Origin of the sequence: Allofournierella sp., assembly GCF_048388525.1 — a bacterium.
In the GTDB taxonomy this organism is placed as follows: Bacteria; Bacillota; Clostridia; order Oscillospirales; family Ruminococcaceae; genus BQOK01.
In genome coordinates, this window is sequence record NZ_DBGCTQ010000063.1 from 18,577 (window position 1) to 30,508 (window position 11,932).

Consider the following 11,932-nt stretch of genomic DNA (forward strand, 5'->3'; position numbering starts at 1 on the left):
TTTGCCGTCCACGCAGCCCGTGAAACATACGGCCCGTAAAATCTTCTGCAAAAGCATCCACGCCCTTTTATACCCCGCCCGCAAAACTGTAGCCGTTTTTGCCCTGTCCCTTTGCCCGATACATGGCTTGGTCGGCCGCCCGGTACAGCGAGTCGTAATCCGCCCCATCCGCCGGGAAGCAGGCGATGCCCACACTCACCGACATGGGCGGCACATCCTTTTCACCCCGCTGCAGCAGCTCCAAAAGCTGCTCCATCTTCTGCCGGGCCAGCCGCACGCTGCCCGTTCCCCCCGCATATGCCACCAGCTCGTCGCCGCCCAGCCGGCCCAGAACGTCACCGGCGCGGAATACGCTTTTCATACATTGGGCAGCGTATTGCAGCGCGTGATCCCCCGATTCATGCCCGCAGGTGTCGTTGATCTTTTTAAAATCATCCACATCCAGCATGAACAGGATACCGGCAGGGTCGGCACGCAGCCGCCCTGTGATCGCCTCCTGGGCGGCCCGGCGGTTGCGCAGGCCGGTCAGTCCGTCTGTCTCCGAGATATGCAACAGCCGCTCCTCCCGGCGCTTCTGTTGGTCGATATCGGTCACCTTGCCAAAAACGGCGGCCAGCTCTCCCCGCTCGTAGGCATACCGCACCTGTACCAGGCACCAGAAGTAGCGCTCCTCTTCCGGCTGCAGCAGCCGCACCCTGGCCTGGGCTTCCGCTTCACCGCCCGCGCCCTGCAGCAGCTCCCGGATCGCCCCGCGGTCCGCCTCATGAATGTACATCGCTCCCATATCGCGCACAAAGTTTTGCTGCGTCAGCTCGTGAACCCGGAACAGCGTCTGCGCGTTGGGCGTAAACCGGATCGTGTCGCTTTTCCGTTCGTAGTCGAACAGCACGGTATCCGAAAATTGCTCCAACAGCAGGTATCGCTGCTGCTCCCGGTTCAGCCTGCGCAGCAGCCGGGCCAGCAGCAAAAAGATCACAAGGCAGAACAGCACCCCGCACACAAGCAGCGCCGCCGCACCGTAGGTAGTGCGCAGCACGATGGCCCGCGAATGGACCGCCGCCCTGTCCGCTTGAACAACCAGGGCAAGGTGCCAATCGTTATATCCCAGATCCGCCACCGAAAGATAGCAGGGTGAACCATGGTAGGTGCCCAGCAAAAAGCTGCCCAGTTCGCTGCCCTCTGCTGCCAGCACCTTCTTCAGCCCCTCCACCGCCTCCGGCGGGGCGCTCCGGCTCTCCATCTCTTCCAGCAGATTCTCCTGCGGGTCGGAACCGTCGCCCCGCACCGGGATCGTGCCGCCGGTTGCGTCCACCAAAAAGCTGTACAGCACCTTCCCCTGCGAGGGGGGATAGACCGAAGTCCTCACCAGCATCTCGGCGTTCGCCACACAGCGCAGCGCCCCCAGGCACTCCCCCCCGCGGAACACGGGCACCGCCACCGCCACACAATAAAGGTCTCCCAGCCTGCGGGAATAAATGATCGGCGTGACCGTGGTCTGTCCCCGCTGCAGCAGGCGGATGATCTCCACATCCTCAGGGCGGATATCCTCGTCCCCCAACCGCTCGTTCAGCTCCTCGCTGGTGTTATAAAGGATCCTGGCGTCGGGGTTCTCCTCATTCATCGCCCGCAGCGATACCTCCACAAATTCCGGCGTGTTGTTCTCCGCCACCAGCACCGCAAGGGCCTGGAGGGTATTCATAATATCGTGCAGGCCCGAAAGGGTCTCGTCCCGCTGCGCCGCGGTGTAAGCGTCCAGGTTTTCCACCGCCATCGCCGTAAACTCTTCGGTGATGGCGCGGCGGTAATAAGCAAATACCAACGCGGCGCACGCGCTCAAAAACAGCGCGCATGCCCCGCCGGCCAGCGCGTACCAGCGCACCTGCGCCCTGCGGCCGCAGACCGGCTTCTCCCCGCGCTTTTTCGCTGCCCGCATGTCCGCTTTCCCCTTTTTCAGCCTTCCATTTTTTGGATAGAAATTTTTCATGGCTCTATTATACGCCATTGTTCAGGTGCTTGGCAACGCTTCCGGCTCCTTTTCTTTGATTTAATAAGAAAAGTTCGCAAAAAAAGGCAAAGGCCCGGGGCACTGTGCGCCCCGGGCCGATCGATGCATCTCTTTGCCGCCGCGGGCCGCGGCGCTTTTCAATCGGTCAGCGCCCGGAACATATCCGGGCCTTTTTTTTGCAGCGCGGCCTCCAGCGCGCAGCCGCACACAGCCAGCAGCGCCAGCGCCGCCGCAAGTCCCGCCCGGGGCCACGCCAGCGAGGCCAGCCGCCAGGCGACCCCGGCGGCGGCGGCCAGCCCCACGCCCGCCAACATGCTGAAGCTGGCGGCCGCCGATTGCTTGACCACCACCGTGTCGTTCACCGCGTCCAGCTTCGGGAAAGCCAGATTGATCAGCAGCCCCGCCGAGGCGGCCGCCCAGTTCATCAGCAGCCCGCCCACGGCCAGCCCGGCCGCGTTCAGAACTCCTGCGCCCAGGCCCAGGCCAAGCATCAGGCCGCTGGCCACCGTGAAGGGGGCGGCCAGGAGCTGATGAAATGCAGACTTTGCCCGCAGCACCTGCCCGGCCGGGACCGGCAGGCTTTGCAGCACCCACAGGGTGTTTCCCTCCAGGCTCACCGAGCTCGCCGTAATAGCCGTGAGGGCCAGGCAAAAGCCCATCGCCCCCGCCGCAAGCGGCAGCACCGGAACGCCCTCCAGCCCGCTCGCGGCCAAAAAGCCCGCCAGGTCGCGCCCCTTGATCACGGCGGCAATTCCCGCCGCCAGCAGCATCAAAAGCCCTACGATGGTGTTGAACAGGTAGATCGAGGTGTTCACATAGCGCGCCTTTTCCTTTTTCAGCAGCGCGCGGAACACGCTGCCGCCCTGCATCCGCCCCAGTTTGTAATCGCTGCGCCCCCCATGGTTCTGCAGCGAGGCCAGCACACCGTTGTAGCTGCGGCTGCACAGCGCCGCCAGCAGCGCCACCGGGACCACACAGACCAGCCCAAGCTTTACAAGGCTCAGCGCGCCGCCCGCGGCCACAAAATCGGCGAACCACTGCAGGGGCGCGAGCCCCCCGGAAAACGAGAACTGCACCGCCTGTGCGCCCGGATCGCCCAGCCCGGAAAAGCTTCCCCACAGGCTGCCGCCCACCACCAGCAAAAGCAGCGCGAAATACAAGATGTTTTCCACCAGGGCATGGCGGGTAAAGCGGCCGCTGATGAACGCCAGCACAAACCCCACCGCCAGCGCGATGAACAGGGGCAGCAGCGCCAGCAGAATCGCCGCCAGGGCAAGCCGCAGGCTCACCCCCACCGAAAAGCCGGTCTGCATCATATAAGCCGCGCCCGTGGGGGCCAGCCAGGCCAGGGTCAGCACCAGGTTTTCCACATACAGCGCCGCCAGGCGCGCCAGGATCAGGCTGAACGGGCTCACCGGCAGCGCCAGCACAATGTCGATGTCTTTGGTGCCGAACACGACCTCCCGGGCGCCGATGGCCGTAAAGATCGCGCACAGGGCCACGGTCATTATGCCCAGCAGAGCGAACAGCAGCGGGGCCTGCCCTGCCCGCACCAGCACGGGCGCCAGCGGGAAGCTGTAGGTGGCGGACATAAACGCGCAGAGCGCCAGCATGAGTGCCAGCACCGCCGGGCCGCCCCCGGCGCGCTTGCCGCTCTTGCGCCCCCCAAAGCCCAGGCTGTAAGTCAGGCCCCGGAACGAGACCCAAAAAAGCGCGCGGAACTTACGCATCTTGCTCACCCTCCTGCCGCAGGAAAACCTCTTCCAGGGTCGAGGAACCCACCACCTGGGCGGTGGGGCCCTCGCACACCAGCCTGCCGCCCTTCAGGATCGCCACCCGGTGGCACAGCTTCTCGGCCACCTCCAGCACGTGGGTGGAAAAGAACACCGCCCCGCCCGCGGCGCACAGCTCGGCCAAAAAGCCCTTCAGCAGATGAGACGCCTTGGGGTCCAGCCCCACAAACGGTTCGTCCAGGATCAGCAGCCGGGGCTGGCGGATCAGCGCGCTGGTCAGGGCAAGCTTCTGCTTCATGCCGTGGGAATAGCTGCTCACCGGGCTGCCCAGCGCCCCCACGATCTCAAACGCCCCTGCGTAGGTCTCGATGCGCCGGCGGCGCAGGTCAGCCGGGATCCCGTACACGTCCGCGATAAAATTCAGGTAATCGATGCCGTTCATAAATTCATACAGATCCGGGTTATCCGGCAAAAAGGCGGTCACTCTTTTGGCGTTCACCCCGTCCGTGCGCACGTCGTGCCCGTCGATGGTGATGGCGCCCTGGTCGTAGGCCAGAATGCCCGCCACCGCCCGCAGGGTGGTGGTCTTGCCCGCGCCGTTGTGGCCGATAAAGCCCACGATCTCCCCCGCGTTCACCGCCAACGTCAGATCATCCACGGCCTTTTTGCCGCCGGGGTATGTCTTGGAAAAGTGCTCGATCTCCAACATGATAAAATCCCTCCTCCGGGGCGTTTGCCCCGTTCATTGCCTCTGTTTTATACCCTCTACCTGGGGGAAGGTCAAGCATTTTTTGCAAGATCCTCCAAAGAAATTTTTACCTTCTCCCTTTCACCGACTTCCATACCGGCAGGCCCCGCGCAAAACGGGATCGCACATTTTCCCAGACTCAGGCAAAAAGCCCCCGTTCCTCGGAACGGGGGCTTTTTGCCTGAGTCTTTTTTATTGCTTTTACAGTTAAAAGCTCATCTTAAAGCACCCGCGCCTCGCCCCTGCGTGGCAACCGGCGCGCATGTGCAAAAAACAGCCTTTGCTGCGGTTGTTTTTATTCCTCGCCGTGCAGGCGGGGCCAAAAGGGCGTGCAGTCAAAGGTGGCAAAGTAATCATCGGCGGTCTCGGCCCGGCGGATCAGCTCGTGGGTGCCGTCCTCCTTCAGCAGCACCTCGGCGCTGCGCAGCTTGCCGTTGTAGTTGTAGCCCATGGAAAAGCCGTGGGCGCCGGTGTCGTGCAGCACCAGCACGTCGCCCACCTCGATCTTGGGCAGCGGCCGGTCGATGGCAAACTTGTCGTTGTTCTCGCACAGGCCGCCCGTCACATCGTAAATGCGGTCGCAGGGCTCGTCCTCCTTGCCCAGCACCGTGATGTGGTGGTACGAGCCGTACATCGCCGGCCGCATCAGGTTGGCCGCGCAGGCGTCCAGGCCCACATAGTCCTTTTGGATGTGCTTTTCGTGCAGCACAGTGGCCACCAGATGCCCGTAGGGCGCCAGCATGAACCGGCCAAGCTCGGTGAACAGGGCCACGTCGCCCATGCCCGCCGGCACCAGGATCTCCTCAAACTTTTTGCGCACGCCCTCGCCGATGGCCATGATGTCGCTGGCGGGCTGGTAGGGCGCATAGTCCACCCCCACGCCGCCAGACAGGTTGATAAAGGCGATCTTTGCCCCGGTGGCCTTGTTCAGGCGCACTGCCAGCTCAAACAAAATCCCGGCCAGCGTGGGGTAATACTCATTGTAGGTGGTATTGCTTGCCAAAAATGCGTGGATGCCGAACCGCTTCGCGCCCTTTGCCATCAGCTTTTTAAAGGCGCTCTCCATCTGCACCTCGCTCATGCCGTACTTGGCCTCGCCGGGGTTGTCCATAATGCCGTTGCCCAGGCTGAACACGCCGCCCGGGTTGTAACGGCAGCACACCGTTTCCGGAATGCCTGCCACCCGCTCCAAAAACTCCACGTGGGTGTAGTCGTCCAGGTTGATGTAGGCGCCCAGCTCGTAAGCTTTCTGCATATCCTCCACCGGGGTCACGTTGGAGGAAAACATGATCTCGTGCCCCTTAAAATCGCAGGCCTCGCTGAGCATCAGCTCGGTGTACGACGAACAGTCGACCCCGCAGCCCTCCTCCTGCAAAATTTTCAGGATGTAGGGGTTCGGCGTGGCCTTTACCGCAAAGTATTCCTTAAAGCCCTTGTTCCAGCTGAACGCTTTGTAAAGGCGGCGGGCATTTTCCCGAATGCCCTTTTCGTCGTAAAGGTGGAACGGCGTGGGCACGTCGGCAATGATCTGCTGCGCCTGCTCCAATGTGATGAACGGCACCTTCTGCATGGTGGTCGGCTCCCCTCTTATTTCTCTCTGCGCACAGGTGTTTTATAAGTATTCCACATTATAGCACAGCCGTGCGCAGCTTGGCAATAAAACATGGGCAAAAACGAAGCCTCGCCGCCCATTTTCCCGCTTTTGCCGCGTTTTTGCTCAAACAGGCGGCGGGCCCCCGCACGCTGTGCGCAAAGGGCCCGCCGCCTGCCAAACCAGAGAGAACACAGGAAGGGATCAAATCATTTTTTCGCTGCCCGTCACGGCAGTTTATTGCCCGCCGCGCGGTAAAGGGCATACCAGTCGTCCCGCTCCAGCGCAAGATCCGCGCCCCGCGCGATATCCTCCAGCCGCTTTGCGCTGGTGGTGCCGCAGATCACCTGTACCATCGCCGGGATGCGCACCAGCCAGGCCACCGCCAGCGCCGTTTTGCTGGTCTCATATTTTTGCGCCAGTTGCTCCAGCACCCCATTCAGTTCCGGGAACTTGGGGTTATCCACGAACACGCCCTCAAAAAAGCCGTATTGAAAGGGCGACCAGGCCTGCAGCATAATTTTATTTGCCTTACAGTATTCCAGCACCGACCCGTCCCGGTCCTCCGCGCCCGCAAATTTTGTGTTTACGTTTACACCGTGATCGATCATGGGGGTGTGCAGAATGCTCATCTGCATCTGGTTGATCAGCAGCTTGTGAGGCACCGCCCGCTGCAGCGCCTCGATCTGCGCCGGGTTGTGGTTGCTCACCCCAAAATACCGCACCTTGCCGGCGGCATGCAGCCGCTCAAATGCCCGGGCGATCTCGTCCGGCCGGGCCAGCGGGTCCGGCCGGTGGATGAGCAAAAAATCCAGGTAGTCGGTGTGCAGGCTGCGCAGGCTGTTCTCCACGCTTTTTGTGATATGCCCGGCGGAGGAATCGTAAATGCCGCCGATCCGGATCCCGCACTTGCTCTGCACATAAACTTTTTCGCGCAGGCCGGGGTTTCGCGCCAGCACCTCGCCAAACCGCGCCTCAGACCGGAACTCCCCATAAAAATCCGCATGGTCAAAAAAGTTCATTCCCAGTTCCGCCGCCAGCAGCACCTGCCGTTCCAGCGCCCCGTACTCCATCTCCGCGATCCGCATGCAGCCCATGGCCGCCGCCGGCAGCCGCAGCCCCGGGACCGGTTCATAATAGTTCATTGCCGTACCTCTTTTCTTTCATCCTTTGATTGCGCCCTCCAGCGCCCCGGCCTTCTGGAAGGTCTGCATGGCCAGATAAAGCAGCACGCTGGGCACGATCACCAGGGTGGTGCCCGCCAGGATCACCTGCCAGGGCGTGGCCAGGCCGTCGGTGAGCGGCAGGGTGGAAACCGAAACCATAAGGGTGTGTTTTTCCGGCTTGTTCAAAAACAGCAGCGGCCAGAAAAAGTCGTTCCAGCGGGCGATCAGGGTAAGCGAGGCCCACGAGGCCAGCGCCGGCTTGATCACAGGGCACACGATCTTCCAGAAAAGCCCAAAGTCTCTGCACCCGTCAATGCGGGCGGCGTCCAAAATATCATCCGGCACCTCCAGAATGTACTGCCGCAGGTAAAACACGCCCACCGCCGTGGCCAGCCGCGGCAGGATCAGCGACCACAGGCTGTTTATCAGCCCCACCTCTTTCATAATCAAAAACAGCGGAACCGCGCCCACCTCAGCCGGAATGGTCATTGTGGCCACCACAAAGTAAAACAGGGCGTCCCGGTAAGGGAATTGGTACTTTGCAAAGGCAAACCCGGCCAGGGCGCAAAAGAACAGGGTGGTCACAGTGCCCACCACCGCGGTAAACACGCTGTTGCCCAGCTGCTGCCCGATGGGGATCAATTGGAACAGGCGCGCATAGTTCGCCAGGGTCGGGTTTTGGATGGCAAGCGCGCTGAACCCCGAGACCTTTTCCCCCACGCTTTTAACCGAGATCACGCAGGACCACAGCACCGGGAACACGCAGATCACCACCACAATGCCCATTGCGGCGTGCAGGGCAGTTCCCTGTGCCAGCCGTTTGCTTTTCATGAAGCCTTCCCCCTTCCTTCACAGCTCCCGGCGTCTGTGCCTTACGTAAAACTGAACCAGCGACAGCGCAAGCAGTATCCCGATCAGCACCACGCCCACCGCCGAGCCATAGCCCATTTTAAAGATCTGGAACGCATTCACATACATCAATTGGAACAGCGACATATTCGAGGATCCCGGCCCCGCCAGGGTATAACTCTCGTTAAAAATCTTCCATGCGTCCACCGTCACCGTGACCATGCAGAAAAAAGAGATGTTTCCCAGCTGGGGCAGCGTAATCCGGAAAAATTGCTGTATGCCGGACGCCCCGTCCACTGTGGCCGCCTCGTAGTATTCGCCCGGAATGCCCAGCAGCCCGGACAGATAGATCAGCACATACCAGGGCGTCATGCGCCAGATAAACAGCGCGTGCACCGGGATCCTGGCCAGGCGGCTGCTGGTGAGCCATGGCTGTGGGTCCGCCCCTGCAAGGCCCAGGATCGCGTTGATCAGCCCCGCGTTTTGGTCAAACAGCATTCCAAAAATCAGCCCCACCGCGATCGAAGCGCACACATAGGGCAAAAACACAGCCGTTTTAAAAAAGCGCCTTCCCCGCAGCAGCTTTGAATTCAGCATACATGCCAGCAGCAGCGAGAGCGAGAGCACCCCCACCACGCCCACCAGCCAGTAGATCGCCGTGTTTCGCAGCGCGTCCAGGAACTGGTAATCCGTCAGCATCGCCCTGTAGTTTCCCAGGCCGATAAACTGGGGCTTGCTCATTCCATTCCACTTTTGAAAGCTCAGCCAGATCGTGGCCGCCGTGGGCGCCAGCTGAAAAATGAAGAACTGAATAAAAAACGGGCTGATCGCAAGAACTGCAAAGCCATATTTTCTCCAAAATCGTTTCATTGTTTTCACCTCCGGGCCGGCGCCCGCCGGCGGGCCGGTCACTGCGTTTCCAGCGCCTCCAGGATCCAGCTGGCCCGTTCCAGCTCAAAATCCGAGGGGACCGTACAGTCCGCTCCCAAAATAAACGGCGTGGGGCCCATTTCCTTCACCAGCTCCCGCACCGCTTGCTGCAGCTGCGCCTTTGTGCCGGATACCAGCGGGAAGCCCCGGCGGTTGTCCAGCCCGCCCAGCAGCACGCTGCCAGGGAAATACCGCCTGCCCTCCGCCAGTGGCAGGCCCTCCACGCCGGTTCCCCAGTTTTTCACCCGGGCGGGGTAATCCTTCCAATATTCCAGGTGGTTGGCAAACCCCGCCCAGGAGCACATGTGCAGGATGTTGTATTGGCTGTGCAGGTTTGCAGCCTTCAGCACCATAAGGTCGGACGGCGCGATCCAGCGCCGGTGCTCCTCTTCGCTCATTCTTCCCTTTTCCGCTCCCTGCACGCTCTGGTAAATCCCCAGGCAGCTGCCCCTGTGGATCACCAGCTCCGCCAGATGGGCAAGGTCGGCTGCCACCACCTCCAAAGCGTGCAGCACGGCCGCCTCGTTCTCGCGCAGGTGCGCCATCACCGTTTCATCCTTTGTGCGGCCTGCAAGGGCGTGTTCCGTAAAGCTCTCCGCCGCGCGGATCATGGTAAAGGGCGAGAAAAAGTTGTAAAAAAGGCAGCACTCCTCCCCCAATTCCTCATGGATGCGCGCGCAGCGCTCCACGGTATCCGCAAAAAATGCGTCGTCCCGGGGCAGCGGGGCAAGCTTTGCCCAGTCGGCCGCACAGTCGATCTTCTGCCGCACGGGATAGAGCAGCCCGTCCGACATAATCTTTACAAAATCCACATTGCTCTGTTTGTAGGCTCGGACATGGGCTTGCACACACGCCTCCCCCCGGCTCTCCGCGTCTGTAAAGTGGAACCAAAGGCCCACCGGTGGGCGATCGGGCATCGTTCCGTTCAGCACCGCCATCAGGCGTTCTTTTTTATCCATTGTACCGGCATCCTTTTCTTGTTTTTTCGCTCCCCGCAGGGGGGATGGTTCAGGGAATCTGCGCCTGCCCGATGCGCGCCTTCAATTCGCGGTCCATGTTGGCAATGGCCTGCTCCATGGTCTGTTCGCCCGCAACATAGGTTTCGATCTCGGCGCTGATGATGTTGTCGGCCTCCGCGTCGCTGGGGGTCACCACCAGGTTTGCCGAGGGGTTGTTCAGCGCCTCGCTCTCGGTCTTGCGGAACGACTGCCCGCCGTAAAAGTCCGAGGGCTCCTGCCAGTAAGGGTCTTTCAGCATTTCCAGCGAAACAGGGTTGTTGTAGGGCCCGTTCTCGGTCATCATCTGATCCACCCAGGTTTTATAAGCCTCGCCGTCCGTCACAAAGTCATACCACAGCTTCTGCAAAAGCCCCACATAGGTGTCGCTGTGCTTGTCGATCAGGCAGTAAAAGGTACTCACCGGGGCGCCGCCCGTTCCGATTTCCGGGAACACCGGCGCCGCCATGGCCCGCCAGTCGCCCGCGGTCTCGGTCAGGTTGCCGCGCATGAATTCGTCCCAGAACGCGCCCATGTAATAGGTGGCAATGATCCCCTCGTCGGTGGCCTCATACAGCGGCTGTTGCATCATATCGGTCTTGTAAAGCAGGCCCTCGCTGTTCAGCTGGTCCAAAAAGCCCAGTGCCAGCTTGGTGCCCGGGTCCTCGCCGATCACCACGTTGCCCGCATCGTCCCATATTTTCGCGCCGGCCTGGGGCATCAGGCCGCGGCGGCACCAATAGCGCCAGGTATAGCTGCCCGGGTCAATGTAGGAAAGGTACACCTTCCCGCCGCTCTTTTCCTTCAGCTGCCGCCCGGCTTCCAGGTAGCCGTCAAAGGTGTTCATCATGGCCGGGTCCACGCCGTACCTATCAAAGACCTCCGCATTATAAAACAGCATCTGCGGGCGCACCGCGTCCGGCAGGGCATAGATCTTGCCGCCGATGGTCGCGTCGCTCACCGCCCCCGGCACAAACTGATCGGCCATGGGGCTGTAATAGTCGGTCATGTCCAGCAAAAAGCCGTTCATCGCCATGTTCACCACGCCCACTGAATCCAAAAACAGGATGTCCGGCATGGATTCATAATCGCCGCTCATGCTGTACATCGCAATTTTTTGCAGCGCGTCGTTGTTCGTGGCGATCGTGGTGGCCTCCACCTCCACGCCCGGCGCGATGTCCGCATTGCGCTCCAGCCAGGAATCAAAATACATCTTTCGGAACTTGGGCTGGCCGGTCGCCCACCACACAAGCTTTCCCGAAGGGTAGCTCTCGCTTTTGCCGCCTGTCTGTGCGGAAGCGGCGGCGGAACCGCCGCCGCCCGGCGCGGGCGGTTCAGTCGTGCCGCAGGCTGCCAAAAGGGCTGTGATCAGGGTCAGTGCCACGATACGCTTCGCTCTAAACCACTTCATTCTGAATACCTCCTTCAAGAATTCACTTTCACCGATTTTTTCAAATCGGAACGATCCGCCGCTGTGTGCCTGTTAAAAATTCAAATAGTTCTGCCAAACCTGCAGGATCTTTTTGGAGTCCTCGATCAGCAGCTTTTTTGCCGTCTCAATGTCCCGTTCCCTGCAGGCCTCGATCAACCGCTCGTGCGTGTCCCGCTTGCTCCAGATCGATTCGTCCGAGATCTGCAAAAAATACTGGGTGGACGCCCGGGCGCAGATCCGGAAGGTATCCGCCAAAAGGCGGCACATGTACGCATTCCCGGAAAACGACGCCAGCAAAAGATGAAACTCCATGTTGTCGCTCCACTGTTTGCTGGCCTGGGTTTTGAGCGGGTCCTGCGAGCCGATCCTGTCGTTGTATTCCTGCAATTTTTGAATCTTGTCGTCGTTCAGGTGCGCAAAGCTCCGCTCCAGCATATATATCTCAAGCATCTGCCGCGTTTCCTGCACCTGCAGCAGCTCGTC

Annotated in this window: 10 protein-coding genes; all 10 read right to left on the reverse strand. The window is 60.9% G+C overall.

What is annotated here, in order from left to right; genetic code table 11:
- Positions 1–67 precede the first annotated feature (67 nt).
- Positions 68–1,933, reverse strand: a complete 1,866-nt coding sequence (locus ACMLHZ_RS08130; RefSeq protein WP_418667253.1) for a GGDEF domain-containing protein — start codon at positions 1,931–1,933, stop codon at positions 68–70.
- 209 nt (positions 1,934–2,142) lie between these two features.
- On the reverse strand, positions 2,143–3,735 hold the full coding sequence (locus tag ACMLHZ_RS08135) for a hypothetical protein (RefSeq protein ID WP_418667254.1): 1,593 nt from the start codon (positions 3,733–3,735) through the stop codon (positions 2,143–2,145).
- A complete protein-coding gene (locus ACMLHZ_RS08140; RefSeq protein ID WP_418667255.1) occupies positions 3,728–4,447 on the reverse strand; it encodes an ABC transporter ATP-binding protein in 720 nt (239 codons plus the stop codon). The genes ACMLHZ_RS08135 and ACMLHZ_RS08140 overlap by 8 nt, the downstream gene beginning before the upstream one ends.
- A gap of 334 nt (positions 4,448–4,781) precedes the next feature.
- Entirely contained in the window at positions 4,782–6,056 is a 1,275-nt protein-coding gene (locus ACMLHZ_RS08145; RefSeq protein ID WP_418667256.1) for a diaminopimelate decarboxylase, read from the reverse strand.
- A 248-nt stretch (positions 6,057–6,304) separates the two neighbouring features.
- Positions 6,305–7,222 (reverse strand): aldo/keto reductase, encoded by a 918-nt coding sequence (locus ACMLHZ_RS08150; protein ID WP_418667257.1) that lies wholly within the window; start codon positions 7,220–7,222, stop codon positions 6,305–6,307.
- Positions 7,223–7,240: 18 nt separating this feature from the next.
- On the reverse strand, positions 7,241–8,074 hold the full coding sequence (locus tag ACMLHZ_RS08155) for a carbohydrate ABC transporter permease (protein WP_418667258.1): 834 nt from the start codon (positions 8,072–8,074) through the stop codon (positions 7,241–7,243).
- Positions 8,075–8,092: 18 nt separating this feature from the next.
- Positions 8,093–8,962 carry a carbohydrate ABC transporter permease gene (locus ACMLHZ_RS08160; protein ID WP_418667259.1) on the reverse strand — a complete coding sequence of 290 codons (870 nt, stop codon included), beginning with the start codon at positions 8,960–8,962 and terminating at the stop codon, positions 8,093–8,095.
- A 38-nt stretch (positions 8,963–9,000) separates the two neighbouring features.
- Complete coding sequence (locus tag ACMLHZ_RS08165) at positions 9,001–9,981, reverse strand: uroporphyrinogen decarboxylase family protein (RefSeq protein ID WP_418667260.1); 981 nt, start codon at positions 9,979–9,981, stop codon at positions 9,001–9,003.
- 49 nt (positions 9,982–10,030) lie between these two features.
- Positions 10,031–11,428, reverse strand: coding sequence for an ABC transporter substrate-binding protein (locus tag ACMLHZ_RS08170; protein WP_418667261.1), 1,398 nt, complete (start codon positions 11,426–11,428; stop codon positions 10,031–10,033).
- Positions 11,429–11,500: 72 nt separating this feature from the next.
- Positions 11,501–11,932 (reverse strand): FCD domain-containing protein (locus ACMLHZ_RS08175; protein ID WP_418667262.1); only part of this gene is annotated, 432 nt, incomplete at its 5' end.